The organism is Methylocystis parvus (genome assembly GCF_049675845.1).
Lineage (GTDB): Bacteria > Pseudomonadota > Alphaproteobacteria > Rhizobiales > Beijerinckiaceae > Methylocystis > Methylocystis parvus_A.
In genome coordinates this window covers 2705720-2729945 of sequence record NZ_CP187161.1, presented here as the reverse complement: position 1 = coordinate 2729945, position 24226 = coordinate 2705720, and the positions used below count along the sequence as shown (strand labels likewise).

General features: G+C 66.2%; 30 protein-coding genes and 2 pseudogenes. 17 read left to right on the top strand and 15 right to left on the bottom strand.

Translation table 11 applies throughout. The annotated features are described in order from the left end of the window. Both ACPFMJ_RS14220 and ACPFMJ_RS14215 read right to left on the bottom strand, forming a co-directional pair. On the bottom strand, positions 1-1491 hold the full coding sequence (locus tag ACPFMJ_RS14220; RefSeq protein ID WP_424363871.1) for an NAD(P)/FAD-dependent oxidoreductase: 1491 nt from the start codon (positions 1489-1491) through the stop codon (positions 1-3). Positions 1492-1703: 212 nt separating this feature from the next. Then, positions 1704-2288 carry a L,D-transpeptidase gene (locus ACPFMJ_RS14215; RefSeq protein WP_424360626.1) on the bottom strand — a complete coding sequence of 195 codons (585 nt, stop codon included), beginning with the start codon at positions 2286-2288 and terminating at the stop codon, positions 1704-1706. 152 nt (positions 2289-2440) lie between these two features. Between ACPFMJ_RS14215 and mepA the strand changes: the two genes are divergently transcribed. Beyond that, the gene (mepA, locus tag ACPFMJ_RS14210; RefSeq protein ID WP_424360625.1) at positions 2441-3346 is read left to right on the top strand and encodes a penicillin-insensitive murein endopeptidase; all 906 of its coding nucleotides are present in this window, start codon (positions 2441-2443) and stop codon (positions 3344-3346) included. Positions 3347-3352: 6 nt separating this feature from the next. Here mepA and msrA read toward each other — a convergent pair whose 3' ends face one another. Beyond that, positions 3353-4003, bottom strand: coding sequence for a peptide-methionine (S)-S-oxide reductase MsrA (gene msrA / locus ACPFMJ_RS14205; RefSeq protein WP_424360624.1), 651 nt, complete (start codon positions 4001-4003; stop codon positions 3353-3355). 21 nt (positions 4004-4024) lie between these two features. Continuing rightward, positions 4025-4342 carry a hypothetical protein gene (locus ACPFMJ_RS14200; RefSeq protein WP_424360623.1) on the bottom strand — a complete coding sequence of 106 codons (318 nt, stop codon included), beginning with the start codon at positions 4340-4342 and terminating at the stop codon, positions 4025-4027. Between the two features lie 204 nt (positions 4343-4546). Here ACPFMJ_RS14200 and ACPFMJ_RS14195 point away from each other — a divergent pair, with 204 nt between their 5' ends. From ACPFMJ_RS14195 to ACPFMJ_RS14185, 3 genes are read left to right on the top strand one after another with little or no spacing between them, the layout of a single operon-like run. Further along, a complete protein-coding gene (locus ACPFMJ_RS14195; RefSeq protein WP_424360621.1) occupies positions 4547-6028 on the top strand; it encodes a peptidoglycan DD-metalloendopeptidase family protein in 1482 nt (493 codons plus the stop codon). Positions 6029-6072: 44 nt separating this feature from the next. Further along, on the top strand, positions 6073-6309 hold the full coding sequence (locus ACPFMJ_RS14190; protein ID WP_424360620.1) for an antitoxin: 237 nt from the start codon (positions 6073-6075) through the stop codon (positions 6307-6309). After that, positions 6309-6701 (top strand): PIN domain-containing protein, encoded by a 393-nt coding sequence (locus ACPFMJ_RS14185; RefSeq protein ID WP_424360619.1) that lies wholly within the window; start codon positions 6309-6311, stop codon positions 6699-6701. Before ACPFMJ_RS14190 ends, ACPFMJ_RS14185 begins: the two co-directional genes overlap by 1 nt. 4 nt (positions 6702-6705) lie before the next feature. On the opposite strand, the gene ACPFMJ_RS14180 is transcribed toward ACPFMJ_RS14185, so the two are convergent. The 5 genes and pseudogenes from ACPFMJ_RS14180 to ACPFMJ_RS14160 all read right to left on the bottom strand — a co-directional run bounded on the left by ACPFMJ_RS14180 (position 6706) and on the right by ACPFMJ_RS14160 (position 11885). Further along, entirely contained in the window at positions 6706-8259 is a 1554-nt protein-coding gene (locus ACPFMJ_RS14180; RefSeq protein ID WP_424360618.1) for a hypothetical protein, read from the bottom strand. A 219-nt stretch (positions 8260-8478) separates the two neighbouring features. Continuing rightward, a protein-coding gene (gene prfB / locus ACPFMJ_RS14175; RefSeq protein ID WP_424360617.1) for a peptide chain release factor 2 occupies positions 8479-9610 on the bottom strand; the annotation gives its coding sequence in 2 pieces (ribosomal slippage) (positions 8479-9540 and positions 9542-9610; 1131 coding nt in all). A 91-nt stretch (positions 9611-9701) separates the two neighbouring features. Beyond that, positions 9702-10205, bottom strand: coding sequence for a CorA family divalent cation transporter (locus tag ACPFMJ_RS14170; protein WP_424360616.1), 504 nt, complete (start codon positions 10203-10205; stop codon positions 9702-9704). 521 nt (positions 10206-10726) lie between these two features. Beyond that, positions 10727-11239: pseudogene (locus tag ACPFMJ_RS14165) on the bottom strand (AAA family ATPase); the annotation flags it as partial. Positions 11240-11288: 49 nt separating this feature from the next. After that, positions 11289-11885, bottom strand: a complete 597-nt coding sequence (locus tag ACPFMJ_RS14160; protein ID WP_424360615.1) for a J domain-containing protein — start codon at positions 11883-11885, stop codon at positions 11289-11291. Between the two features lie 135 nt (positions 11886-12020). Between ACPFMJ_RS14160 and ACPFMJ_RS14155 the strand changes: the two genes are divergently transcribed. After that, the gene (locus ACPFMJ_RS14155) at positions 12021-12320 is read left to right on the top strand and encodes a BolA family protein (protein WP_424360614.1); all 300 of its coding nucleotides are present in this window, start codon (positions 12021-12023) and stop codon (positions 12318-12320) included. A gap of 11 nt (positions 12321-12331) precedes the next feature. Here ACPFMJ_RS14155 and ACPFMJ_RS14150 read toward each other — a convergent pair whose 3' ends face one another. From ACPFMJ_RS14150 to ACPFMJ_RS14140, 3 genes are read right to left on the bottom strand one after another with little or no spacing between them, the layout of a single operon-like run. Continuing rightward, a complete protein-coding gene (locus ACPFMJ_RS14150; RefSeq protein WP_424360613.1) occupies positions 12332-13300 on the bottom strand; it encodes a YheT family hydrolase in 969 nt (322 codons plus the stop codon). A 5-nt stretch (positions 13301-13305) separates the two neighbouring features. Beyond that, positions 13306-13545, bottom strand: coding sequence for a hypothetical protein (locus ACPFMJ_RS14145; protein WP_424360612.1), 240 nt, complete (start codon positions 13543-13545; stop codon positions 13306-13308). A gap of 28 nt (positions 13546-13573) precedes the next feature. Beyond that, complete coding sequence (locus tag ACPFMJ_RS14140) at positions 13574-13864, bottom strand: DUF6156 family protein (RefSeq protein WP_424360611.1); 291 nt, start codon at positions 13862-13864, stop codon at positions 13574-13576. Positions 13865-14017: 153 nt separating this feature from the next. Here ACPFMJ_RS14140 and ACPFMJ_RS14135 point away from each other — a divergent pair, with 153 nt between their 5' ends. Both ACPFMJ_RS14135 and ACPFMJ_RS14130 read left to right on the top strand, forming a co-directional pair. Next, positions 14018-14482 carry a hypothetical protein gene (locus tag ACPFMJ_RS14135; protein ID WP_424360610.1) on the top strand — a complete coding sequence of 155 codons (465 nt, stop codon included), beginning with the start codon at positions 14018-14020 and terminating at the stop codon, positions 14480-14482. 82 nt (positions 14483-14564) lie between these two features. Further along, complete coding sequence (locus tag ACPFMJ_RS14130) at positions 14565-15728, top strand: phosphoserine transaminase (protein WP_424360609.1); 1164 nt, start codon at positions 14565-14567, stop codon at positions 15726-15728. Here the strand turns inward: ACPFMJ_RS14130 and ACPFMJ_RS14125 are convergent. Both ACPFMJ_RS14125 and ACPFMJ_RS14120 read right to left on the bottom strand, forming a co-directional pair. Continuing rightward, positions 15725-16132 carry a PIN domain-containing protein gene (locus tag ACPFMJ_RS14125; RefSeq protein WP_424360608.1) on the bottom strand — a complete coding sequence of 136 codons (408 nt, stop codon included), beginning with the start codon at positions 16130-16132 and terminating at the stop codon, positions 15725-15727. The genes ACPFMJ_RS14130 and ACPFMJ_RS14125 overlap by 4 nt on opposite strands. A gap of 8 nt (positions 16133-16140) precedes the next feature. Continuing rightward, positions 16141-16395 carry an antitoxin gene (locus ACPFMJ_RS14120; RefSeq protein ID WP_424360607.1) on the bottom strand — a complete coding sequence of 85 codons (255 nt, stop codon included), beginning with the start codon at positions 16393-16395 and terminating at the stop codon, positions 16141-16143. 365 nt (positions 16396-16760) lie between these two features. Here ACPFMJ_RS14120 and ACPFMJ_RS14115 point away from each other — a divergent pair, with 365 nt between their 5' ends. From ACPFMJ_RS14115 to ACPFMJ_RS14095, 5 genes and pseudogenes are all read left to right on the top strand, one after another. After that, complete coding sequence (locus ACPFMJ_RS14115; RefSeq protein WP_424363870.1) at positions 16761-16970, top strand: NAD(P)-dependent oxidoreductase; 210 nt, start codon at positions 16761-16763, stop codon at positions 16968-16970. Positions 16971-16972: 2 nt separating this feature from the next. Continuing rightward, positions 16973-17149, top strand: a pseudogene (locus ACPFMJ_RS14110) (phosphoglycerate dehydrogenase); the annotation flags it as partial. Continuing rightward, positions 17086-17322 (top strand): NAD(P)-dependent oxidoreductase, encoded by a 237-nt coding sequence (locus tag ACPFMJ_RS14105; RefSeq protein ID WP_424360606.1) that lies wholly within the window; start codon positions 17086-17088, stop codon positions 17320-17322. The pseudogene ACPFMJ_RS14110 and the gene ACPFMJ_RS14105, both read left to right, overlap by 64 nt. Beyond that, on the top strand, positions 17307-17963 hold the full coding sequence (locus ACPFMJ_RS14100; RefSeq protein ID WP_424360605.1) for a hypothetical protein: 657 nt from the start codon (positions 17307-17309) through the stop codon (positions 17961-17963). Before ACPFMJ_RS14105 ends, ACPFMJ_RS14100 begins: the two co-directional genes overlap by 16 nt. Then, positions 17956-18471: a L,D-transpeptidase gene (locus ACPFMJ_RS14095; protein WP_424363869.1), complete on the top strand. Its 516-nt coding sequence runs from the start codon at positions 17956-17958 to the stop codon at positions 18469-18471. Before ACPFMJ_RS14100 ends, ACPFMJ_RS14095 begins: the two co-directional genes overlap by 8 nt. Positions 18472-18630: 159 nt before the next feature. On the opposite strand, the gene ACPFMJ_RS14090 is transcribed toward ACPFMJ_RS14095, so the two are convergent. Further along, positions 18631-19005 (bottom strand): gamma-butyrobetaine hydroxylase-like domain-containing protein, encoded by a 375-nt coding sequence (locus tag ACPFMJ_RS14090; RefSeq protein ID WP_424360604.1) that lies wholly within the window; start codon positions 19003-19005, stop codon positions 18631-18633. 194 nt (positions 19006-19199) lie between these two features. On the opposite strand from ACPFMJ_RS14090, the gene moaA reads away from it, so the two are divergent. The 5 genes from moaA to ACPFMJ_RS14065 all read left to right on the top strand — a co-directional run bounded on the left by moaA (position 19200) and on the right by ACPFMJ_RS14065 (position 24146). After that, positions 19200-20237 carry a GTP 3',8-cyclase MoaA gene (gene moaA / locus ACPFMJ_RS14085; protein WP_424360603.1) on the top strand — a complete coding sequence of 346 codons (1038 nt, stop codon included), beginning with the start codon at positions 19200-19202 and terminating at the stop codon, positions 20235-20237. A 3-nt stretch (positions 20238-20240) separates the two neighbouring features. Next, positions 20241-21119: an NAD(P)-dependent oxidoreductase gene (locus ACPFMJ_RS14080; protein WP_424360602.1), complete on the top strand. Its 879-nt coding sequence runs from the start codon at positions 20241-20243 to the stop codon at positions 21117-21119. Between the two features lie 290 nt (positions 21120-21409). Continuing rightward, positions 21410-21724 carry a hypothetical protein gene (locus ACPFMJ_RS14075; protein ID WP_424360601.1) on the top strand — a complete coding sequence of 105 codons (315 nt, stop codon included), beginning with the start codon at positions 21410-21412 and terminating at the stop codon, positions 21722-21724. A gap of 188 nt (positions 21725-21912) precedes the next feature. After that, positions 21913-23598, top strand: coding sequence for a lysine--tRNA ligase (locus ACPFMJ_RS14070; RefSeq protein ID WP_424360600.1), 1686 nt, complete (start codon positions 21913-21915; stop codon positions 23596-23598). After that, positions 23598-24146 (top strand): RBBP9/YdeN family alpha/beta hydrolase, encoded by a 549-nt coding sequence (locus ACPFMJ_RS14065; RefSeq protein WP_424360599.1) that lies wholly within the window; start codon positions 23598-23600, stop codon positions 24144-24146. Before ACPFMJ_RS14070 ends, ACPFMJ_RS14065 begins: the two co-directional genes overlap by 1 nt. The last annotated feature ends 80 nt before the right edge of the window (positions 24147-24226 follow it).

Genomic DNA, 24226 nt, shown 5'->3' with positions numbered 1-24226 from the left:
TCACGCCACCTTGCGCGGCACGAGCCGCTCGCTGGTCAGCGCCTCGACGGCGCCCTCGACGCCGGCTTCCGAATATTCGGCGTCCTCGTTCACCTGCCAGATGTCGAAGACCTCTTCGCCGCGGACGATGTTGAGCGCGGCGAGCATGCCGGTCATCATCGCATGGTCCTGATTGTTGTATTTGTGCATGCCGTTGCGGCCGATGCAGTGCAGCGTCGGGAAGCGCGAGGCGATTTCGAGACGGATCGTCTCGACATTCTGCGCATAAGTCTCGTCATAGACGGGATAGGCCTTGGCCTGGCGCACGACGCAGGCGTCGAAGACGTCGGCGGGATCCATCAGACCGATCTGGCCGATTTCGCGCTTGGCGAGTTCGATGAGGTCCTCGTCGCGCGCCGACCACAGGCCGTCGCCCTCGAAGCAGAAATATTCGAGGCCGAGGCAGGTCGAGACGCCGTCGGCGATCATCTCGGGCGACCAGCTGCGGAAGTTCTGGACGCGGCCGACCTTCACCGACGGATCGTGAATATAGACCCAGTTGTCCGGCAGCTCCTTTTGCGGGCGGCCGATCAGCACCACGGTGAGGAAGTCGCGATATTTGAGGTCGCGGGCATGGAAGAGGCTCATCGGCCTCGGCTCGATGGCGTTGACGAGGTCGCGCATCGGCGCCGAGGACATGACGTTGCGCGAGAAGAAGGTCTCGACCTCGCCATTCGCGTTTGTCGCGCGCACCGTCCAGAGCTTCGAGACCTCGTCATAATGCAGACTGTCGACGGTGCGGCCCATGAGCAGGCGGCCGCCCATCTCCTGCATCTTGCGCGCGCAGGCTTCCCACATCATGCCGGGGCCCTTGCGCGGATAGCGGAAGGATTCGATCAGCGTCTTGGCGCCGGCCCCGCTTTTGCGCAGGCCGAGCGAGCGGCGCAGACCGTCGATGATCGCGGCGCCGAGCGAGAGGCCCTTGATGCGCTGCGCCGCCCAGTCGGCGGAGATCTCGTCGCAGCTCATGCCCCACACCTTCTCGGTGTAGGTCTTGAAGAAGATGCCGAAGAGGCGCTCGCCGAACTGGTTGCGCACCCATTGATGGAAGGTCTTCGGCTCCTTGACCGGAAAGGCCTTGGCGTAGGCGAAGGACGCCATGCACACCGCGCTTTCGAAGACGCCCAGATTTTTCAGCGCCTCGAAGGCCTTCAGCGGATAGGCGTAGAACTTGCCGCGATAATAGATGCGAGACAGGCGCGGACGCTCGAGAAAATCATCCGGCAGGATTTCGTTCCAAAGATCGACGATTTCCTTCGACTTCGAGAAGAAGCGATGGCCGCCAATGTCGAACAGAAAACCCTTATAGCTCGCGGTGCGCGAGATGCCGCCGACATAGACGGGGTCCTGCTCGAGAATGAGCGCGTCGCGCCCATGTTTCGCAAGCGTGTAACCCGCCGTGAGACCGGCAGGACCGGCCCCGATGATAATGGTTTCGATAATGTCGCCCATGCCGGCCCTGAAATCGGATCCCACGGGGGACCCTTGTCGCGAGCGGCCCCACAATGGCTCCGCTTTGCAAGCATTGTGGGCAAGAGCCGTTAATGGGCAGTTACATTAAGGATAAGCTCGGGCTTCCGCGTTCACCAAGGTTTCGCCTGTCTTCAGCGCGCGTTCCTTTGAAACTTCAAGGAACAACGCGCGTCCGGCCGCAGGCGCGCCCTTTAGTAATAGGGCGCAGCGAAGGGCTCGGCCTGCCAGCTGCGGACCGTGCCGCGATGCGAATGGCGGACCGGCGCGTAGGCCATGGCGTGGGCGTGATGGCCGTGGCGCAGGCTGGCGTAGTGAGCCGTGTTGCGATGATGCGCCTTGGCGTAGCGGGCGCCGCCGGCCGGAGAGGCGCCGGTGATCGAAATGCTGCCGCCTTCCGCCTGCACGATCTCGTAAAGGCGCTTGGCGTTGCCGGGCGCGAGGCGGACGCAGCCGTGAGAGGCGGGGCTGCCGAGCGCGCCCGTGGCATAGGTGCCGTGGATCGCGTAGCCGCCGCGGAAGAAGATCGAATAGGGCATCGGCGACATGTGGTATTTCTTCGAGTAGTGCATCCGCTCCATGCCGGTCGGCGCATAGGAGCCGCGCGGCGTCGAATAGCCGGCGCGGGCGGTCGAGACCGGCCAGGTGTAGCTGCCCTCGCTCGAATCGACATGCATGGTCTGGGTCGACAAATCGATATGAATATTGGCGGTGGCGTAGGCGATGCCGAAGGACGCGAAAAAGGCGGCCAACGCCATAAGGACGAGCTTCAAACGCATGATCAACTCCGACGCGACAAACTGTAACTGCCTAGATTGTGCCGCAGAAGAGTTTGATCAGCAACGTAAATAAAACAGTAAGGTTGACCCGCAACGATTGACTAACGAGCCTTACCAGGCGTGAAGAATTCAGGGTTTCGGCAGGGAAAACAATGCGCGCATCGACACTTGCTGCAATGCTTCTGACGCTTATCGCGGGCCAGGCGGGCGCCCAGGACAAGGGGACGCTCGACCCCAAGCCGCTTCCCCCGCTCGCCAATCCGTCCGACCCTTCGACGCCGGCCAAGGAGCTCTTCGGCCGCGCCCGCGAGGGCGCGCAGCTCGATCCCGATCCGATCGGCTTTTACTCCAAGGGCTGCCTCGCCGGGGGCGAGCAATTGCCCGTGAACGGCCCGCACTGGCAGGTCATGCGCCTCTCGCGCAACCGCAATTGGGGACATCCGGCGCTGGTCAAATTTCTCGAAAATTTCTCCGCCAAGGCCGCCGCGGCCTCGGGCTGGCCGGGCCTTCTCGTCGGCGACATGTCCCAGCCGCGCGGCGGTCCGATGCTCACCGGCCACGCCTCGCACCAGATCGGCCTCGATGCGGATATTTGGTTAACGCCGATGCCCCGCCGGGAGCTGACGCGCGCCGAGCGCGAAGAGATGTCGGCGACGGACGTCGTGCGCGAGGATCTGCTCGACGTGAAGTCCGACGTCTGGACCGAAAGTCATCTCGCCGTGATCCGGGCCGCCGCGCAGGACCCGAAGGTGCAGCGCATCTTCGTCAACGCCGCAATCAAGCGCGCCATGTGCCGCGACGCCGAGGGCGAAAGCTGGATGCGCAAGGTGCGCCCCATGTGGGGGCACAACTACCACTTCCACATCCGGCTGTTCTGCCCCGACGGCTCGAGCTGCCGCGATCAGGACCCGACGCCGGCGGGGGACGGCTGCGACCAGTCGCTCGCCTGGTGGTTCACCGACGAGGCGCTGCATCCCAAGAAGTCGACCAAGAGCTGGCCGCCCATGACGATGGCGGCGCTGCCGGGGGCTTGCAAAGAGGTGCTGAAGGCGGAGTAGCGTCGATCAGGCCGCCCCGGTTCCCACCGGACAGGACACCCCCGTGCCGCCCAGCCCGCAATAGCCGCCGGGATTCCTGGCGAGATATTGCTGGTGGTAGCCTTCCGCGTAATAGAAGGGCGGCGCGGCCTTGATTTCGGTGGTGATGGGGCCGTAGCCGGCCTTGGTCAATACTTGTTGATACGCCATGCGCGAGGCCTCCGCGGCCGCGAGCTGCTCCGGCGTCGTCGCATAGATCGCCGAGCGATATTGCGTGCCGACGTCATTGCCCTGGCGCATGCCCTGCGTCGGGTCGTGGCTCTCCCAGAAGAGGCGCAGCAGCGCCTCGAATGGCAGCACGGAAGGATAGAGAACGACCCGCACCACCTCGGCATGGCCGGTGCGGCCGGTGCAGACGTCTTCATATGTGGCGTTCCTGGTCGTCCCGCCGGCATAGCCGACGGCGGTGACATAGACGCCCTCTCCCGCCTGCCAGAACTTGCGCTCGGCGCCCCAGAAGCAGCCCATGCCGAAGAAAACCTCCTCGGTACCGAGCGGATAGGGCGGGTCGAGCGGATGGCCGTTGACGAAATGGCTGGCGCCGTGGGGGACGGGCTCCGCGCGATCGGGAATGGGGCCGAGGCGGCGGGCGAGATCGATCTTGTCGAAGATGGACATGGCCCAAAGATAAGGCGCGGCTCAGCGGCGCCAATAGCGATTCGTCGCCTCCTGCTTGTGGCTGAAAATAATGAGCAGCGCGCCGAGCCCGCCGAGCGCGAGGCTGACCGGCAGCAGCATCAGGGTCGTCAGCACCGGATCCCAGAGAAAGGCGGATTTGGCGGCGACGCCCGCCTCCAGCCCATTATACAAGCCGGGGAAAGATTCGGACGCGCCGCGGCGCAGCGTCGTCACCATCAGCCCGCCGCCGGCGATGGAGCGCGTGCCGTCGACGATCAGCGCCATGAAGCCGACCGCCAGCAGCAGAAATCCCAGGAATCGGGTGAGAAGGCGCAACATTTACGCAACCATAAGTGCGCCGCGCCCGCCTGTCCACGCGGCGGCCGCGACATTGTCGCGCATTGGGGCGCCTCGAAATTATGCGCTTTGGCGAAGCGTTAACCTTAATGGGTTCTGATCGCCTTCCAAGACCGGAAAGCGCGACAGGGCCACGCAATTTTACGGTCGGGTTCAACGGGGCTTCGCGCCCCGCCGGAAACGACAATGCGCCATCGTAACCAGTCCTATCATTTCGTCGACGCGTCGGGCGACTACATCGTCCAGCTGTCGCGCGGCCATAAAAGCCGCAAGTTCCGCATCTCGCCCGGCGCGCTCGCCGCCGCCGGCGCCGTGGTCGGCCTCGCCGCGACCGCCATCATCGGCGCGGCTGGCTATCTGATGTTTCGCGACGAGCTGCTCGCGAACCTGCTCGACCGCCAGACCCAGATGCAATACGCCTATGAGGACAGGATCGCCGCCTTGCGCCTGCGCCTCGACCAGCTGGCGAGCCGCCAGTTCATCGACCAGGACGGCGTCGAAGGGAAAGTACAGAGCCTCGTCATGCGGCAGGCGCAACTCGAGACGCGCGCCGCCGTCGTCGCCCAGCTCGTCGAGCGCACCATGTCGCGCGACGCGGGGGTGACGCTGATTTCCCCCGCGCCCCGCGCCGCCGACGCGAGCCCGGCCTCGGCGCTCGGCGCCCTCAAGGCGGGCCTCCCGCTCGCCAAGGCGCCCGTCGCCGCCCGCGCCATGCCGAGCGCGCCGAAGGGCGCCCTCGAACAGGCGCCGCTGAGCTATACCGGCAAGCCGGAGCCGGAGGGGCTCGATCTGCGTCTCGACGGCGACCCGAAGCCGCTGCCCCTCTCGCCGCCCAACGCCGCGCCCAAGCGCGAAGGGCTCACGCCCATCGACACCTCGCAGGCGGAGCCCGCCGCGCCGACGGCGACCCTCGCCCACGCCGCCGACCCCGGCGCCCCCATGCCGGCGCGGCTCGAAAGCCTCGCAATGTCGCTCGACCGGATCGAGCGCGACCAGTCGCGGCGCCTTTCCGGCCTCGTCCGCCCGGCGATCGAGGCGGCGACCCGGCTGCGCCACGCCTTCGACATCGCCGGCCTGCCCGTGGAGCGCTTCATTCCCAAGGGCCGCGGCAAGGATGCGGGCCTCGCCGTCGGCGGCCCCTTCGTCGCCGCGCCGCCCAAGCCGACGGACGGGCTTTTCGAGCGCGACCTCGCCGCCGCGCAGACCGCCGTCGCGACGCTGGATGGCCTGCGCCGCGCGCTTCCGATGACGCCGCTGCGCAAGCCGCTCGCCGGCGAATTGCAGATGACCTCGACCTTCGGCTATCGCACCGACCCCTTCTTCGGCCGGCCCGCCCTTCATAGCGGCGTTGACCTGCGCGAAGAATATGGGGCGCCGGTCAAGGCGACGGCCGCAGGCACGATCAGCGTCGCCGGTCCGCAGGGCGGCTACGGCAATCTCGTCGAGATCGACCATGGCGGCGGGCTTTCGACGCGCTACGGCCATCTCTCGGCGATCAATGTCGTTCCCGGTCAGCAGGTCGCGCCCGGCGCGGTCGTCGGCCGCGTCGGCTCGACGGGCCGCTCGACGGGTCCGCATCTCCACTATGAAGTGCGCATGGACGGCGAGGCGGTGGACCCCTCCCGCTTCCTGAAGGCGGCATCGGCGCTGGGCGGCATCAACCAGTAGATACGGATATTGACAAGCGCGGCGGCGGGTGTGACTCTCGACGCATGGCGACGACCAAGGTCTTCAAATCCGGCAACAGCCTCGCGGTGCGCCTGCCCCGCGAGATCGCCTTTCCCGAGGGCTCCGAGGTCGTGGTGAGCCGGCAGGGCGAGAGCCTCGTCGTCACGCCCGCGCGGCTCGACATGAAGACGCTCGTCTCCCGACTCGCCCTGGCGCCAACGCCGCTCGTCGAGCGCGCCGAATTCAAGCCGCCGAAACGCGACTGGGCGTCGGGCGACTGATGGCCCGCTACCTCCTCGACGCCACGACCGTCTTCGCCGCCGCCAGCGGCGAGATGGCGACGCTCGCGAAACTCTCGCGTCTCGGCGTCGGCGACGTGGCGATGTCGGCCATCGTCTATAGCGAGCTCATGAGCGCCATGGCGGGCGGCAAGAGCGCGCGGCTGATCGAGAATGTCGCGCTGCTCGGGCAGAATATCGACATCCTGCCCTTCGACCGCAAAGCCGCCGAGACCTTCGGCGAAATGCTGCGCCGGATCGAGCCCAAGCGCCGGCGCATGCTCGACCGCATGGTCGCGGCGCAGGCCATCGCCGAAGGCATGACGCTCGTCACCCTCGCCCCGGACGATTTCGCGGATCTCCCCGGTCTCAAGATCGAGAGCTGGACGGCCTGAGCGCTCACCGCCCTGTCATCAAGGCGAAGCCCGGCCAGCAGACGCGCTTCTCGATTTCGAGCCGCGCCCCCGTGTCCTTGGCGAACCAGTCGGGGACCTTATCGACATGGGCGAGATAGTTGGAGATCGGGAAGCCCGGCGTGACCTTGTCGGTCACGGTGAGCAGGTTGCAATCATTGATGGCGTAGGTCGCGTCCATCACGCCGCGGCGGATTTCAAAGAAGCCGGTGAAGGCCGAGAGCAGGATCACGGCCGTCGCCACGGCGCCGAGCGCGGCGCCGCGATCGAGGCGCGCCTGCGCCATGCCGGAAAAGCCGAAGGCGAGAATGAACCACGGCGTCAGCGCGCAGCGCATGGTCATGTCGTTGTCGTAGATCGTGACGCCGATCCGGTAGAAGGGCATGACGACGAGAAGCCCGATGGCGAGGCCGACCGCGCCTCTTTGCCATTCGGCCACTTCGGACCAGCGGGCAATCAATATCCAGGCCTGCGGCAGGCCGAAGACGAGGAGCAGGCCATACCAGAGCCAGAAATCCTCGCGCAGGAACAGCCATTCGCGCGTGACGCGCCCGGCGTCGAGGCTCAGGAAAAAGGCGAGCGGGATCAGAAGCAGAGCCGCCGCGAAGGCGAGCGCGTTGCGCCTGCTGATCAGATCCCATGAGAGATTGCGCGCGATGCGCCAGAGGAGGAACGGCGCCGCGCCGATCATGGCGAGCGGCGACCAGAACAAGAGGACGAGGAAGGCGAGACCGAGATAAGCGATGTCGATCTCGCGCCGGATTTCCAAAAACAGCAGGACCGCGAAAATCCAGGCGGCGAGCGCGTGGTTCGGCGCCCAGAAAAGGGAAGGGATCTGGCCCCAATAGAAGACCAGCTTGTTCCAGAACATCAGATGCGGCTGGATGACGAACTCGCCGCTCTCGAAGGACTCGATATAGTTCTGGACGATGCGCGGCAGGATATCGACCGAGCTGAAGAGCATCAGCAGGGCGAGGAAGCGCAGGGCCGAGCCGCCGGCGAGCCGCGCCGAGAAATAGAGGATCGTTCCGAGCAGGAAGGCGTTCTGCCCGAGAAGAGCGTAATGTGCCGCATGCAGCCCCCGGCTCCAGCCGATCAGCGCCGGCAGCATATACATGCCGAGCGGCGCGCGCATGAGGAAGTCGCCGCCCTGATAATGGTAGAAGACCGGATATTTGTTCAGCGTGACGTCGGCGAGCACCGCGTCGCGGATGAACCAGTCATAGGGGCTGAAGAAGAAATGCGCCTCGCCGCTGGCGAGACAGAGCGCCAGCGCCCCGAGAAGGCAGAAGCCATAGAGCCGCCAGTCGACCCGCGCCGACAGCAGCGCGCCGGGGGCGTAGCCGGTCGAAAAGAGAAAGGCGAGAAGCCCGCAGGCGCCGAACAGCGCGATGGCGGGCGCGGGCTCGATGCGCGACGCGAAGATCGCGAGCGGCAGAAGAATAGCGAGAAGCAACGCGGCGAGCAGCCTTGCGTTGGAGACCTCCAGCGCCGCCGAGGCGGCGGCGTGACGCGGGAGGGAAAGCTGCTCGTGAGACATGCGCCACCGTGAGAGAGCGGCGCAAAACGCGCCCGTGAAAGCGAGCGCGGATCGTAGGGGTGATTGATTTCGATTGTCTTGAAAGCGGCGCGCGCGGCCCCCTCCCTGTCCCTACCCCGCAAGCGGGAGAGGGGACGCTCACGAGCAGCGCTCTATATGAAGGCCACGACCCGCTCCCTCTCCCGCGAAAGCGGGGGAGGGTTGGGGAGGGGACCTGACCTACTCCACGTCCTCGACCTTCTCGGGCCCGCCGCCATAGATGCGCTGGGCCAGCGACGCCTGCATGAAGTCGTCGAGATCGCCGTCGAGCACTTCGCCCGGCGTGCCGGAGGTGACGCCGGTGCGCAGATCCTTCACGAGCTGGTAGGGCTGCAGAACGTAGGAACGGATCTGGTGGCCCCAGCCAATGTCGGTCTTGCTGGCCGCCGCCTTGTTGGCCTCCGCTTCGCGCATCTCCAGCTCGCGCTCATAGAGACGGGCGCGCAGCATGTTCCACGCCGTGGCGCGGTTCTTGTGCTGGGAGCGCTCGGCCTGACAGGCGACGACGATGCCGGTCGGGATATGGGTGATGCGGATGGCCGAGTCCGTCGTATTGACGTGCTGGCCGCCGGCGCCCGACGATCTATACGTGTCGATACGGCAGTCCGACTCGTTGATGTTCACCTCGATCCGATCGTCGACCACCGGATAGACCCACACGGATGCGAAGCTCGTATGGCGGCGGGCGTTCGAATCGAAGGGCGAGATGCGCACGAGGCGGTGCACGCCCGACTCGGTTTTCGCCCAGCCATGGGCGTTGTGGCCCTTGACGAGGATGGTGCCCGACTTGATGCCCGCTTCTTCGCCGGCCGTCTCTTCGATCACCTCGACCTTGAACTTCTTGCGCTCGGCCCAGCGGGCGTACATGCGGAACAGCATGCGCGCCCAGTCCTGGCTTTCCGTGCCGCCGGCGCCGGAATGAATCTCGATGAAGGTGTCGTTGCCGTCGGCCTCGCCCGAGAACAGCGCCTCGATCTGGCGTGTCTGGGCCTCCTTGAGGACGGCCTTGAGGGCGTCGATTCCCTCTTTCTCCGTGTCCGCGTCGCCGGCTTCCTCGCCGAGTTCGACGAGCGTCAGCGCATCCTCGAGATCGCGCTTGAGCTTGTCGATCGCGCCCATCTGCTCCTCGAGCTGGGTGCGTTCGCGCATGAGCTTCTGCGCTTCGTCGGGGTCGTTCCAGAAATTGGGGTCTTCGGCCTTGACGTTCAGTTCGGCGAGACGGCGGGTCGCAGTCTCGACGTCAAAGATGCCTCCTCAGCAGTCCCACGGACTGCTCGATCTGTTCTTTGAGCGCAAGCGGCTCGGCGCGCATGGACGTTGGTCTTTCGCTAAGGGGAGCGGCGCTCCCCTGAATTCGCGCGGAACCTATTCGGCGCTGCGCGACATGTAAAGGATTTGTCGCGTCAGTACCCGCTATCCGCGGGCGGCGGGGGCGAGGGGTCGCGCGAGCGGCTTTCCTCCGCGCCCGGGTCCGTCAGGCCCCAACGGCGCATCAGAAGCAGAACGGCCCCCGCCGCCACGACGCAGACGAGCGTGGCGTAAATGACGCCCTCCTCGTTCTCCGCGAAGGGCAGGTTCTTGAGGTTCATGCCGAAAAAGCCGGTGACGAAGGTCGCCGGCAGCAGCAGGGTCGTCACGACCGTCAGCACATAGAGACGGTCGTTGGTTTCGAGATTGAGGATCGCGTTCAGCTCATCCTGCAGGAGGCGGGCGCGATCCTGCAGGGCCTGCATGTCGCGTCCGAGCGATTCGGTGTGCTGCACCAGCCGCGCCGCCATCTCCCGCAGCTCGTTGTCGCGCGCGTCGTCGGGGTCGTCGACGAGGTCCTCGAGGCGCGCGAGCGTCGAGACGAGGCCGCCGACCTGACGGGAGAGTCGGACGGCGTCGCGCCGCCCCGCGCCCAGCACCGGCCGCGCCTTGCGGCCGCGTCCGTCGATGATGAGGTGTCATCACAACGTTCACCGCGCTCTCCGGCAGCTCCTTGCCGAAGCAGCGCTGGTAGAACTCGGCGACCAGCGGGCGCTCCAGCTCGTCGCATTTGTTCAGGAAGGTGACGCGGAAGGCGAAGCCGACATCGTTGAAGATCTCGGCGTTCTCGGCCCAGGTGATGACCGTGCGCGGGCTCATCACGGTCGACAGGTCGCCGGCCATGAAGGCGTTGCGCGTCAGATCGGCGACGCGCACCATCTTGTCGGCGATGGCGCGGCCCTCTTTGTCGGTCTTGGCGAACGACTTGACCTTGGCGAGCACGATGTTGGTCTCCGCGTCGTGCGGCAGATAATTCAGCGTCGTCGACGATGGACCAGCGGTCCATCTGGCCCTGGTTGATCTGCTGCACGCCGTGATAGAGGCCCGACGTGTCGCCGAGGCCGACCGTATTGGCGGTCGCGAACAGGCGGAAGGCGGATGCGGGCGGATGACGCGGTTCTGGTCGAGCAGCGTCAGGCGGCCGGAGACTTCGAGCACGCGCTGGATGACGAACATCACGTCGGGCGGCCGGCGTCATATTCGTCGAACAGAGCGCGATGTTGTGCTGAACCGCCCAGGGCAGGATGCCGTCGCGGAACTCCGTGACCTGCTTGCCGTCCTTGAGCACGATCGCGTCTTTGCCGACGAGATCGATGCGCGAGATGTGGCTGTCGAGATTGACGCGCACGCAGGGCCAGTTCAGGCGCGCGGCGACCTGCTCGATATGGGTCGACTTGCCGGTGCCGTGATAGCCCGTGACCATCACGCGGCGGTTTCTGGCGAAGCCGGCGAGAATGGCGAGCGTCGTCTGGCGGTCGAAGAGATAGTCCGGGTCGAGGTCCGGCACATGCTCGCTGCGCTCGGAGAAGGCCGGAACCACGAGGTCCGTGTCGATGCCGAAAACCTCGCGCGCCGAAACCTTGATGTCCGGAACGCTTTCGAGGCCCGAGCCGGATTTAACTTCTTCGACCAAAATCGTCCTCCGTCTGGCGGGCGGGAAAGCAGCGTCGACGATGCAAGTGTCAGACGAGCCGCGCGGCCCTCAGCGTCTTATAGGCATGGATGATTTCCCGCAATTTCTCCTCGCGGGAACGATCGCCGCCATTTGCGTCGGGGTGGTGACGCTTGACGAGTTCCTTATAGCGCGTCCGGATGGCCTCCGGTCCAGCGGTTTCGTCGAGCCCGAGCGCCTCGAAGGCGCGCATCGTCACCGGCGAATAGCGCGGCTGCTTCTTTTCGGCCGCGCGGCGGTGATGGCGCGCGCGATACATGCCGAGCGGATCGCCGGTCGGCCCGCCTTCTTCGCGAAAGCCCGTCTGGCCGCGTTTCGTGCCCATGGCCCAGGTCGGGCGATGGCCGACGGTCGCGTCCTTCATGTAGCGGGCGACGTCGGCGTCGTTCATCCCGTTGAAATAATTGTAGGTCGCGTTGTATTCGCGGACGTGGTCGAGGCAGAAGCAGAAATACTGCCCCTCGCGCAGCCGCCCCATCGGGGCGCGATAGGCGCCTTCGGCCTCGCAGCCGGGCGAATCGCATTTGATCCCCGAATCGCGCTTCTTCTCCTCGCGCGGCTGACGCTGCGCTCTGATCTTGTCGAAGAGGGGCGAATTGAGATCCATTTCATTCCATTATGATGGTCGCGGGTTCCCCCGCAAGCGCGGACCGCGCCAATTTTCGCGAGCCGCCGTCCCTGCGCCCGATCTTGCAAGAGACGCGCCCGGACCTTAGCTGGCGGGGACATGTAAGGAGCGACTATGGCGGATCAGGGTAAAGGGCCGGTAGCGGCGAGCATCGAGAAGAAACTGACCGAGGGGCTGTCGCCCATCTCGCTGCAAGTGATCGACGAATCGCATCATCACGCCGGCCATGGCCACCCCGGCGACAAGCGCCACGGCAATGAGAGCCACTTCCGGGTGGAGGTGGTGAGCGCCGCTTTCGAAGGCAAGAGCCGGGTGGAGCGGCACCGTATGGTGAACGCCCTGCTGGCGCAGGAGATCGCAGAAGGGGTGCATGCGCTGGCGATCGGGGCCAAGGCGCCGGGGGAGGCTGGCTAAGGGCGCTGCGATCAGGCGACGGAGAATTTCCGCGCCAGCCACGCCGCCGTCACCCTGTCATGCCACCCGACGCGGCTGGCCCGGTCATGAAACCCCAGATGCCCGCCGCCGGGGGCGAAGGCCGTTTCGACGGCGGCGAGGCTCGGCCAGTCGACGGCCTCATAGTCGGCGGCGGGAATCCAGGGGTCGTCCATCGCGTGGATGAGGAGAGTCGGGCGGTCAATGCTGCGCAAAAAACGGCCCGCCGAATTGCGCTCATAATAGTCGGCGGCGCCCTGAAAGCCGAAGCAGGGCGCGACGAAGCGGTCGTCGAATTCCCGGATCGTCCGCGCCGCCGTGATCGCCGCGCGCTGTTCCAACGTGATGCCGGCGCCGGGCGCGAGGGCCTCGCTTTTCAGGCCATTCAGCAAATAGAGGTGATAGACGGCGTTGCGCCGCGACTGAATGCGCTCGCTCGCCGCCGCAAGGTCGAGCGGGGTCGAGACGGCGACCGCGCCGAGGACGGGCGCCTCGCCGGGGCCTTCGCCCATGAATTTCAGGACGAGATTGCCGCCGAGCGAATGGCCGACCAGCACGACGCCGTGACGGACGAGGTCGGCGGGCAATTGGCGCAGCGCTTCTGCGAGGTCTTCCGTCCGCCCGGCATGGTAGCGGCCCCTCGATGTCGGGCGGGAAAGAGCCGAGCCGCGCAAATTGAGCCGCAGCACCGGCCAGCCCTCGCGAACCAGATGATGCGCCGTGCGCATCACATTGACGCTCGCCTCGGTGCCGGTGAGCCCGTGGACGAGGACGACGAGGGGCCTTTGCAAAGATTGAGCCGGGCGGTCGAGCCGGGCCGCCAGCCGGTCGCCGTCCGGCATGGTCAGCAGGAGGCGTTCTCCGCCGGGGAGTTCTCTTGGCCTGGGCAGCAGGATGTTGCGAACCGTCTGCAGGTCTGCGCCCCACCAGGGCGCGCGCGGCTCGAAAGGGGGCGCCGTCACGCGCGCTAGCCCAGAATATCCACCCCTTCGCCCTTTTCGAGCCGGTCGATGATGGCGCGGCAGGCGGCGGTCAGCTTTTTCTTGTTGCGCGAGAGACAGGCCTGCATGGGCGCGCCATAGCCGACGCCCTCGCAATAGGCTTTCCCGTCCGAGCCGCAATCGCTGATCACCTGACGAAGCGGGACGGCCGAGGCCGGCGCGGCGGCCAGCAGCGACGCGAGCGAGATAACGACCACGACTTTCATTCCAGTCTCCCGAAGCGTTGCCCCGAGCCTAGCTACGTATGGGCGCGCCGGTCTCGTCGCAATCCACCTCCGTCACTTCGTCGCCAAGCTCGATGCGGGCATGCGCCAGCGTGCCGTTGTCCCGATAGGCGTATTGGTGGGAAAGCTCCACCTCGCCATAGACCACCTTCTCGACGGTCGCGAGGCGGCCCGCCGGGTCGTGCGTGACTCGGAAATAGGTGTTGCGGTTGCCGAGTTCTCCCGCCTCGAGCGGCTCGACGAGCTTCAGCGGCATGCGCACCCCGCTATAGGTAAGGAAATATTTGTAGGCCCCAGTCATCGCGCGTCTCCCTGCTCTCTTCTTTCCAGCCCCCTAGAAAAAATCGCGCCAGCCGCGATCCGGCACGGCGCTTGCGGAAAGCGCGCGGAACGGCCCGTCGGCGGGCCGGCTTTGTCGCAGATGCGACAGAATCATCGAAAAGGAGCGCGACAAATGAGACTAGCCGAAGCCTACGCCAGCGCGAGCGTCGAAGAGATCGAGGCGGCCCTCGCGGGCGGCAGACTGATCCTCTATTCCGTCGGCCGCCCGCCATCGGCGGACCACAAGGTCACCCGCAGCTCGGCCCTGGCCGAATATGTCTTCGCGACCCCGGCCTTCGACGACGCGAAAGCCCCCGTCTTCGCGGAGAACGGCGTCGTCGCGCAGCATGTCGGAACGCCGGGCTGGGCGCGCGCGTTCTCGGCCGACGGCGCGGTGGTCGCCGATTTCTCGGTGGGCGCCGGCCCGGCGGAGATCAAATGCGACAGCATTTCCGCGACGCCGGGCTATCCGCTCAAGGTCGTCTCGCTGAAGATCGCCCTGCCGGCGGAGACCGTAACCTATGAGAAGACCGAGTTCGGCCACGTCTATGTCACCGGGCAGGACAATCCCTATCGCAAGCTCTCCGTACGCGGCTGAGCCCCGGCGGATCTTGACGATTACATGACGACAGCGTAGCGCGGGGCGAGTTTTCATTTCCCGCGCTATCGGCAGGATATCCATGACCGCGACCAAGCCCGGCGCCAAGCCGGCCAATCCCCGCTTTTCCTCCGGCCCCTGCGCCAAGCGTCCCGGCTGGTCGTTCGACAATCTCAAAGGCGCGGCGCTGGGCCGCTCGCACCGCTCGCCCGCCGGAAAGGCGAAACTCAAGCAGGCCATCGACCTCACCCGCGAGGTGCTGCGGGTTCCCGCCGATTACCGCATCGGCATCGTCCCGGCCTCCGACACGGGCGCGGTGGAGATGGCCCTGTGGTCGCTCCTCGGCCCGCGCCCGGTGGACGTCGCCGCCTGGGAAAGCTTCTCGGCCGATTGGGTGACGGACGTGCTGGAGCAGTTGAAGCTCCCGGCCGCCCGCAAATTCACCGCGCCCTTCGGCGAGATGCCGGACCTCTCGCAGATCAATTTCGACCATGACGTCGTCTTCGCCTGGAACGGGACGACGGCGGGCGTGCGCGTGCCCAATGGCGATTTCATCCCGGCCGATCGCAAGGGCCTGACGATCTGCGACGCGACCTCGGCGGCCTTCGCGCAGAATCTCGATTTCTCGAAGCTCGACGTGACCACCTATAGCTGGCAGAAGGTGATGGGCGGCGAGGCGGCGCATGGCATGTTGATCCTCTCGCCGCGCGCCGTGGAGCGCCTCGAAAGCCATACGCCCGCCTGGCCGATGCCGAAGATTTTCCGGCTCACCCATAACGGCAAGCTCAATCAGGGGATTTTCGAGGGCGAGACGATCAACACGCCTTCGCTCCTCGCCACCGAGGACTATATCGACACGCTCACTTGGGCGAAGTCGATCGGCGGTCTCAGCACGCTGCGCGCCCGCTGCGACGCCTCGGCCAAGGCCGTGGCCGACTGGGTCGAGAAAACCCCCTGGATCGAGCATCTCGCCAGGAACCCCGCGACACGCTCCAACACCGGCGTCTGCCTGATCTTCTCGGACAAGGCCGCGGCCCGGACCGACGCGGAAAAGGCGGCGCTCGCCAAGAAGATGGTCGCCATGATCGAGGCGGAGGACGCGGGCTACGATTTCGGCGCCTATCGCGACGCGCCCCCCGGCTTCCGCATCTGGTGCGGCGCGACGGTCGAAGCGTCCGACGTCGCGATCCTCACGCAGTGGCTCGACTGGGCCTATGCGCAGGCGACGGCGGCAGTGGCGGCCTAATCCGCCCAGTCCGTCGCCATCAACCCCGGCACGCGGTCGAATTCGCGGCGATTGTTAGTGACGAGCGCGGCGCCGCGACGCCGCGCCTGCGCCGCGATCAGAAGGTCGAATGGGCCGATCGGCGCGCCGCGCGCTTCCAGATAGGCGCGGATGTCGCCGGCTTCGCGCGCGTCGTCCGCGTCGAAGGCGGGCTGCTCAAAGCCGGCTGAAAGAAACTCTTCGAGGAGCGCGCGCGCCTTCTCCGGCTGCCGGCTCTTGGCGATCCCATAGTTCAGCTCGAACAACACGGTGGACGGGATGATCAGCGTCGTCCCGACGCGCAGCTCCGCCGCCAGTCGCTCCGCATAGCCGGCCCGGCGCCCGTTGAGCGCGAAAATGACGGCGTTCGTATCAAGGCAGAACATGGAAAGCGTCAGTCGAATGAAATAGACTCGTCGGGCCGAAGCGGCGGATCGTCGGGAAGGCCCTCCGGCAGGAAGTCCTTGGCGCCGAGCGCTTCCAGCCGCTCGCGCCATGCGTCGACATCGAAGGGCTCGGCTTCGAGCGGCTCCAGAATGACCTTGTCGCCCACCTTGCTGACGCGAACCTCGGTTCCGGGGAGCCGGAATTCCTTCGGGAGGCGAACAGCCTGGCTGCGGCCGTGCCGGAACAGTTTCGCCGTCGCCATCGCCTTCTCCGCCCCTTCGAGTATCTATCAAAGATAGATATCTATTTGCGTCCCCACCGACAAGCGCCTTCGGAGCCCGTCAAGCTGGCGACATCTTCCGCGCGGCCATCGAGCCCGCGCTCGGCAAGGACGGCTCGCCGCCGCGACGACGGCCTGGCGATCCGTTCGGCGACGAAGGTGACCGCCGAACATCCTGGCGCGCGCCAAACGGCTGAAGGTGATCGGCCGCGCCGGCATCGGCGTCGACAACGTCGACATCCCGGCGGCCACGGCGCGCGGCGTCATCGTGATGAACACGCCCTTCGGCAATTCGGTCACGACCGCCGAGCACGCCATCTCCATGATGCTTCGCGCTCGCGCGCGAGATCCCCGCCGCCGACGCCTCGACCCAGGCCGGCAAATGGGAGAAGAACCGCTTCATGGGCGTCGAGATCGCCGGCAAGACGCTGGGCGTGATCGGCTGCGGCAATATATTGGCGCGATCGTCGCCGACGCGCGCGCTCGGCCTCAAGATGCGCGTCGTCGCCTACGATCCGTTCCTCTCGAGAGCGCGCCGAGGCGCTTGGCGTCGATAAAGGTGGAGCTCGATGCGCTGCTGGCGCGCGCCGACTTCATCACGCTGCACACGCCGCTGACCGCGCAGACGAGAACATTCTCTCGCGGGAAAATCTCGCCAAAACCAAGAAGGGCGTGCGCATCATCAATTGCGCGCGCGGCGGGCTCGTCGACGAGGAGGCGTTGCGCCGCGGCGCTCGACGACGGCCATGTCGCCGGCGCGGCGCTCGACGTGTTCGCGGCGGAGCCCGCGACGAGAACCCGCTGTTCGGGCGCCCGAACGTCATCTGCACCCCGCATCTCGGCGCCTCGACGACCGAGCGCAGGAAAAGGTCGCGCTGCAGGTCGCCGAGCAGATGTCGGATTACCTGACGCGCGGCGCTGTAACCAACGCGGTGAACTTCCCGTCGATCACCGCCGAGGAGGCCCCGCGCCTCAAGCCCTTCGTCACGCTCGCCGAGAAGCTCGGACTCTTCGTCGGGCAGATCGCGCGCGCGGGCGTCGACAAGATCTCGATCGTCTTCGAGGCGGCGTGGCGGAGCAAGACAAAGGCGATCACCGCCTCCGCGCTCAGCGGCCTGCTGAAGCCGATCCTCGAAGACGTGAACCCCGTCTCCGCGCCGATCGATCGCCAAGGATCGCGGAATGGTCGTGGAGAGATCACGCGCGACGCGCATGGCGACTACGAGTCCCTCATGAGGCTACGCGCGGTCACGAGCCAAGGAGAGATCGGGGTCGCCGGAACCGTCTTTCACGACGGCAAGCCGCGCATCGTGCGCGTGGGCGACATCGCGGTCGAAGCCGAATTCACGCCGTCGATGATCGTCGTGTCCAATGAGGACAGGCCCGGCTTCATCGGGCGCTTCGCCGGACTTCTCGGCGACGCCAAGATCAACATCGCGACCTTCGCGCTCGGGCGCGACTGCAACTACCGCGCCGTGCGGGGTCGGCGAGGCGGCGCGCTCGTCGTCCGTCGACGGCGACGCGCGGTCGCCCCGCTTTTCCATCAATAAAGGATCATCATGCGACGGCTTGTCCTTGCATCGCTTTGCATCATCGCCCTGGCGGCAATCGGCCGTCGCCATTCCGCGCGAGATCGTGGCGTTCACCGAAAATTACGCGCCCGGCACGGTCATCATCAACACCAGCGAGCGTCGTCTTTACTACGTGCTCGGCAATGGCCAGGCGGTTCGCTATGGCGTCGGCGTCGGCCGTCCGGGCTTCGAATGGTCTGGGACGCGCTATATTTCGAGCAAGCGCGAATGGCCCGACTGGACGCCGCCCGCGCAGATGCTGAAGCGCCGCCCCGATTTGCCGCGCCACATGGAAGGCGGCGTCAACAACCCGCTCGGCGCGCGCGCCATGTATCTCTCGGGCACGCTCTACCGCATCCACGGCTCCAACGAGCCGGAGACGATCGGCCAGGCCGTGTCCTCGGGCTGCATCCGCATGACCAATGACGACGTGACCGACCTCTACGACCGCGTGAAGGTCGGCACGAAGGTCGTCGTGACGCGGTAAGCGCTCCCGTCAGAAAATTTTTACGCGGCCGGCCTTGCGCCGGCCGTTTTAATTTTCGCGGCGCAAACCCGGTCTTGCCCGCCTTGGCCGCGGGCGCGCCTGCGACCCCGCGAGGCGCGGCCGGCCGGGACAAGCCCGGCCGGGGCGCAAGCATCGCCGTCACGCCTCCCCGGGCCGGTCGCGATCCAGCCCCTTGGCCTTCAGCTCCTCGAGATAGGAAGCGAAGCTCCCCTCGGCCGTTTCGCCGAGATGGCGAAGGTATCGCCACGTATATATGCCGGTGCGGTGCATGTCGTCGAAGTCCAGCCGGACGGCGTAATTTCCCACTGGCGTGACGGCGATGATCGCGACATTGCGCTTGCCGCCCACGGTCTTCTGGTCGGCGGGGGAATGGCCCTGCACCTCGGCGCTTGGGCTGCGCACGCGGAGCAGCTCCGCCGTCAGGGCGAAGCTTTGCCCATCGTCGAAGGCGAGGCGAAGATTTTTGCCATTGTCGAGCAGGCGGATTTCGGTCGGCCAGGGATCAGCGGTCAAGGAAAGCTCCAGCTTGGTCGCGCCACGGGGCGCTTCGGCGCCAAGTTACGACAGGTCCGCCGGGGCTGTCAGCGGCCGCCAACATCGAGAATTCAAATGACCGCATAGAGATTGCCGGGCTTCACGCGCCCCGCTCACGGCAATATATGGGAGGCTCAAGACGGCGGGACGGCCGTCGCGAGGAAACGCCGGGAATGAACGCTCATACGCCTGCGCCCGAAGCCGCCATGGCCGCGCCCCTTGTCGATCCATTTGGCCGCGCCGTGTCCTATGTCCGGGTCTCCGTGACGGATCGCTGCGATTTCCGCTGCGTCTATTGCATGGCGGAGCACATGACCTTCCTGCCGAGGAAGGACCTCCTGACCCTCGAGGAGCTCGACCGCCTCTGCTCGGCTTTCGTTGCGCGCGGCACGAAAAAGCTGCGCATCACCGGCGGCGAGCCGCTGGTGCGCCACGACGTGATGAAACTTTTCCGCGCTCTGTCGCGCCATCTCGCCTCGGGCAAGCTCGAGGAGCTGACGCTGACCACCAACGGATCGCAGCTCGCCCGCTTCGCGTCGCAGCTTGCCGACTGCGGCGTGAAACGCATCAATGTCTCGCTCGACACGCTCGACGCGGACCGCTTCAAGGCCCTCACCCGCACGGGCGACCATGCCCGCGTCCTCGCCGGCGTCGACGCCGCGCTGAAGGCGGGGCTGAAGGTGAAGCTCAACGCCGTGGCGCTGAAAGGCGTCAACGAGGACGAATTCGTCCCGCTCGTCCGCTTCGCCCATGAGCGCGGCATGGACATGACCTTCATCGAGGTCATGCCGCTCGGCGAACTCGACGGGCCGGCGCGCGTCGATCAATACATCCCCATGACCGCCGTGCGCGAGAAGCTCGCGCAAGCCTTCACGCTCGACGAAATCGACTACCGCACCGGCGGCCCGGCCCGCTACATGCGCGCCAAGGAAACCGGCGGGCGCGTCGGCTTCATCACGCCGATGACGCATAATTTCTGCGAGAGCTGCAACCGCGTCCGCGTCACCTGCACCGGCACGCTTTACATGTGCCTCGGTCAGGAGGACGCCGCCGATCTGCGCGCCCCCTTGCGCGAAAGCGCCGACGACCAGCTCCTGCACGCCGCGATCGAGGAAGCGATCCGCCGCAAGCCCAAGGGCCACGACTTCATCATCGACCGCGCGACCCAGGCCCCGGCGGTTTCGCGCCATATGAGCATGACGGGCGGCTGATCCATGTCCGAATCCAAAACAGTCGCCTTTCTCGGTCTCGGCGTCATGGGCTATCCCATGGCCGGCCACCTCGCCCGCGCCGGCCATAAGGTGACGGTCTATAACCGCACCGTCGCGAGGGCCGAGAAATTCGCCGCCGAACATGGCGGCGCTTTCGCGCCGACCCCCCGGCAGGCGGCCGAGGGCGCGGACTTCGTCTTCTCCTGCGTCGGCAATGACGACGACCTGCGGTCAGTGACGCTTTCGCGAGACGGCGCTTTCGCCGGCATGAAGGCCGGCGCGATCTTTGTCGACCACACCACCGCCTCCGCGGAAGTCGCCCGCGAGCTTTACGCCGAGGCGACGAAGCTCGGCCTCGGCGCCATCGACGCGCCGATCTCCGGCGGGCAGGCGGGGGCCGAGACCGGCAAGCTCACCGTCATGTGCGGCGCGGAGCCCGAGATCTACGCGAAGGCCGAGCCGGTCATGGCCGCCTATTCCCGCGCCTGCCGTCTGATGGGCCCGCCCGGCTCCGGTCAGCTCACCAAGATGGTCAATCAGATCGCCATCGCCGGTCTGATCCAGAGCCTCTCGGAGGCGCTGCATTTCGCGACGAGCGCCGGGCTCGACGCCGAGGCCGTGATCGACCTCATCAAGAACGGCGCGGCGCAGAGCTGGCAGATGGAGAACCGCACCAAGACCATGCTCGCGGGCGAGTTCGACCACGGCTTCGCAGTGGAGTGGATGCGCAAGGACCTGGCGATTTGTCTCGCCGAGGCCCGCCGCAACGGCGCGAAGCTCCCTGTCGCCGCGCTGGTCGACCAGTTCTACGCCGAAGTGGAGTCGATGGGCGGCAAGCGCTGGGACACGTCGAGCCTGATCGCGCGGCTCGAGCGCAATTAATTTATTTGGCGCGTGTGCCTTTTCCGCACGCCCCTGCCGGGCGCGGGCGCCAGGCGATAGAATGTTGATTCGTTTCGCGATACGCCCCTCGCCGCGCCTTTTCGGGCGAAAGTTATAAGGCGGAATTGTGACAGCGCCAGCGTGCGGAAAAATTTTTTTGTGGCGCCGATGCAACCATTTCTCGGGCTCGGCGTTTCTCTCCCAACAAGAAGAGGAACGCCCAAGGCCGCGAGCGTCTGTGTACGCGGGGAGGGAAAAGTCCTGTCGTAACCCTATTGGGAGGGGCCCTTATGGCCGTTACGCGCGAAAGCCCGTTTGCAAGCCGCCTGTCGCGGATTGTTCTTGGAGCCACCATCGCCTGTGGACTAGTCGCCGCTGTTGCCGCGGCGCCCACGGCGCCGGCGACCAAGGTTCAGTCCGTCGCCGCCGTCAAGGCGGCGGTCAGCCTCAATGACGACGGCCTGCGCCCGCTCGCGCGTGGACCGGCGATCCGGGTGGGACGCGCCTATGGCGCCGAGGACGAAGACTGCACGCTCGTTCTGAAACCAAGCACAGACGAGCGTGGTCGCGTCCGGTATATGCGCAGCGTGACCTGCGCCAACTGACGCAGCGTTCCCCGACCGCAAGGTCAATGGCCACACTGGAAGGCGAAGGCGGCTCGAAGGAGCGCCTCCGCCTTCTGTTTATTTGAGCCTATTTCCCGCCTCGACGCGGTCTCATGGCGTTGACGCCCTTGGCGCCGCTACCTACTGTGCCGCGCTTCCCCACACCGTCTGATGGTCGCGCCTCGCACATGTCCGCTCCGATCGCCCTTTCGCCCGAACTTCTCGACGCCGCCCGCGTCTCTCCCGCCTGGCCCTTCGAGGAGGCGAAGAAGCTCGTCAAACGGGTCGAGGCGAGCGGCCAGACTTCCGTGCTGTTCGAGACCGGCTATGGCCCCTCGGGCCTGCCGCATATCGGCACTTTCGGCGAGGTGGCGCGCACCAGCATGGTGCGCCGCGCCTTCGAGGTGCTGACCGAGGGCAAAATCGCCACGCGCCTCATCGCCTTTTCGGACGATATGGACGGGCTGCGCAAAGTGCCCGACAACATCCCCAACAAGGAGCTGGTCGCCGCCCATCTCGGCAAGCCGCTCACGCAAGTGCCGGACCCCTTCGGCACGCATGATTCGTTTGGCGCCCACAACAACGCCCGCCTGCGCGCCTTTCTCGACGCCTTCGGCTTCACTTACGAATTCGCGTCCTCGACCGAATATTACAAAAGCGGCCGCTTCGACGCGGCCTTGAAGCACATGCTCGCCCGCTACGACGCGGTGATGAAGATCATGCTGCCGAGCTTTCGCGAGGAGCGCGCCGCGACCTATTCGCCCTTCCTGCCGATCCACCCGAAGACCGGGATCGTCATGCAGGTGCCGCTCACCGGCATGGACGCGGAAGCCGGAACGATCGACTGGGCCGATCCCGAGACCGGCGAGAAGTTCACGACCCCTGTCACGGGCGGCCATTGCAAGCTGCAATGGAAGCCCGACTGGGCGATGCGCTGGTATGCGCTCAATGTCGATTACGAGATGGCCGGCAAGGATCTGATCGACTCGGTGAAGCTCTCGGGCCAGATCGTCCGCGCGCTTGGCGGCAAGCCGCCGGAGGGCTTCAATTACGAGCTCTTTCTCGACGAGAAGGGCCAGAAGATTTCGAAGTCGAAGGGCAACGGCCTGACGATCGAGGAATGGCTGACCTACGCCAGCCCGGAATCGCTCGCGCAGTTCATGTTCCAGAAGCCGACGGCGGCGAAGCGGCTGCATTTCGACGTCATCCCGCGCAATGTCGACGACTATCTGAACTTCCTCGACGCCTATCAGCGGCAGGACTGGAAAAACCGGCTCGGCAATCCGGTGTGGCATATCCATGACGGAAATCCGCCCGCGCCGGAGACGCTGGAACATGGCGGCGAGGCGAAGGGGACGAGCGTCTCCTTCTCCATGCTGCTCAATCTCGCAGCCGTCGCAAACGCCGAAGATCCGGCGGTGCTCTGGGGCTTCCTCAAGCGCTACGCGCCGACGGCGAGCCCGGAAAATCATCCGCATCTCGACAAGCTCGTCGGTTACGCCGTCGCCTACTTCCGCGACTTCGTGAAGCCCGCGAAGCAGTACCGCGCGGCCGACGAGGTGGAGCGCGAGGTGCTGGAAAAGATCGACGCGACGCTGGGCGCGCTGGGCGAAAACACGACGGCGGAAGACATTCAGACCGCGCTCTACGACGTCGCCCGCGCCGTGCCGCGCTATCAGGATTTCAACGCCAAGGGCGCGACGCCGGAGCGGCCGGGCGTCTCCAACGATTTCTTCAACATGCTCTACGAGGTGCTGCTCGGCGAGAAGAAGGGCCCGCGCTTCGGATCCTTCGTTGCGCTCTATGGCGTCGCGAATTCCCGCAAGCTCATCCAGGACGCGCTCTCCGGCGCCTTCGTGAAACCAGCCGCCTGATGCGCGCCGCAGAGGCCGATATTCTCGTCATTCCGGGCTATCTCAGCTCCGGCCCCGACCATTGGCAGAGCCGCTGGGAGAAGAAGCTCTCGACGGCCCGCCGCGTCGCGCAGCGCGACTGGGAGAATCCGAAACGCGACGAATGGGTCGAGGCCATTGCCCACGAGGTCGGCGCCGCGACGAAGCCCGTCGTGCTCGTTGCGCATTCGCTGGGGGTTATCGCCGCGCTCCATGCTGCGCAGCAATCCGGCGAAAAAATCGCCGGCGCCTTCCTCGTCGCACCGCCTTCGGAAGAAGTGATCCGGGAAATGCCGGCGGTCGACTCGGCCTTTCTGCCGGTCCCGCGCGCGCGCCTGCCCTTCCCCGCCATCATCGTCGGCAGCAGCGACGACCCCTATGCCGATCTCCTTTTCCCGCGCCGCCTCGCGGAAGACGTCGGCGCGCATTTCATCGACGCGGGGGCGGCCGGCCATATCAATGTCGATAGCGGCCACGGGCCGTGGCCCGAGGGCTCGCTCGCCTTCGCGCATTTCGTCGCGAAGCTGTAGGGGCGCGCCTCTCATTGCGGGAGCGCAGCGACGAAGCAAGCAGCGCCGCGGTGACGCTTCTTTGCTTCGCGTCGCTCGCA

Coding starts and splice junctions, on each gene's coding strand:
- ACPFMJ_RS14120 (WP_424360607.1), bottom strand. CDS start 16,395: ATGGCGACGGCGAAACTGTTCCGGCACGGCCGCAGCCAGGCTGTTCGC.
- ACPFMJ_RS14065 (WP_424360599.1), top strand. CDS start 23,598: ATGCGCGCCGCAGAGGCCGATATTCTCGTCATTCCGGGCTATCTCAGC.
- ACPFMJ_RS14215 (WP_424360626.1), bottom strand. CDS start 2,288: ATGCGTTTGAAGCTCGTCCTTATGGCGTTGGCCGCCTTTTTCGCGTCC.
- ACPFMJ_RS14155 (WP_424360614.1), top strand. CDS start 12,021: ATGGCGGATCAGGGTAAAGGGCCGGTAGCGGCGAGCATCGAGAAGAAA.
- ACPFMJ_RS14185 (WP_424360619.1), top strand. CDS start 6,309: ATGGCCCGCTACCTCCTCGACGCCACGACCGTCTTCGCCGCCGCCAGC.
- ACPFMJ_RS14100 (WP_424360605.1), top strand. CDS start 17,307: ATGTCGGATTACCTGACGCGCGGCGCTGTAACCAACGCGGTGAACTTC.
- ACPFMJ_RS14190 (WP_424360620.1), top strand. CDS start 6,073: ATGGCGACGACCAAGGTCTTCAAATCCGGCAACAGCCTCGCGGTGCGC.
- ACPFMJ_RS14125 (WP_424360608.1), bottom strand. CDS start 16,132: ATGTTCTGCCTTGATACGAACGCCGTCATTTTCGCGCTCAACGGGCGC.
- mepA (WP_424360625.1), top strand. CDS start 2,441: ATGCGCGCATCGACACTTGCTGCAATGCTTCTGACGCTTATCGCGGGC.
- ACPFMJ_RS14145 (WP_424360612.1), bottom strand. CDS start 13,545: ATGAAAGTCGTGGTCGTTATCTCGCTCGCGTCGCTGCTGGCCGCCGCG.
- ACPFMJ_RS14075 (WP_424360601.1), top strand. CDS start 21,410: ATGGCCGTTACGCGCGAAAGCCCGTTTGCAAGCCGCCTGTCGCGGATT.
- ACPFMJ_RS14130 (WP_424360609.1), top strand. CDS start 14,565: ATGACCGCGACCAAGCCCGGCGCCAAGCCGGCCAATCCCCGCTTTTCC.
- ACPFMJ_RS14200 (WP_424360623.1), bottom strand. CDS start 4,342: ATGTTGCGCCTTCTCACCCGATTCCTGGGATTTCTGCTGCTGGCGGTC.
- ACPFMJ_RS14140 (WP_424360611.1), bottom strand. CDS start 13,864: ATGACTGGGGCCTACAAATATTTCCTTACCTATAGCGGGGTGCGCATG.
- ACPFMJ_RS14195 (WP_424360621.1), top strand. CDS start 4,547: ATGCGCCATCGTAACCAGTCCTATCATTTCGTCGACGCGTCGGGCGAC.
- ACPFMJ_RS14180 (WP_424360618.1), bottom strand. CDS start 8,259: ATGTCTCACGAGCAGCTTTCCCTCCCGCGTCACGCCGCCGCCTCGGCG.
- ACPFMJ_RS14160 (WP_424360615.1), bottom strand. CDS start 11,885: ATGGATCTCAATTCGCCCCTCTTCGACAAGATCAGAGCGCAGCGTCAG.
- ACPFMJ_RS14080 (WP_424360602.1), top strand. CDS start 20,241: ATGTCCGAATCCAAAACAGTCGCCTTTCTCGGTCTCGGCGTCATGGGC.
- msrA (WP_424360624.1), bottom strand. CDS start 4,003: ATGTCCATCTTCGACAAGATCGATCTCGCCCGCCGCCTCGGCCCCATT.
- ACPFMJ_RS14135 (WP_424360610.1), top strand. CDS start 14,018: ATGAGACTAGCCGAAGCCTACGCCAGCGCGAGCGTCGAAGAGATCGAG.
- ACPFMJ_RS14070 (WP_424360600.1), top strand. CDS start 21,913: ATGTCCGCTCCGATCGCCCTTTCGCCCGAACTTCTCGACGCCGCCCGC.
- moaA (WP_424360603.1), top strand. CDS start 19,200: ATGAACGCTCATACGCCTGCGCCCGAAGCCGCCATGGCCGCGCCCCTT.
- ACPFMJ_RS14220 (WP_424363871.1), bottom strand. CDS start 1,491: ATGGGCGACATTATCGAAACCATTATCATCGGGGCCGGTCCTGCCGGT.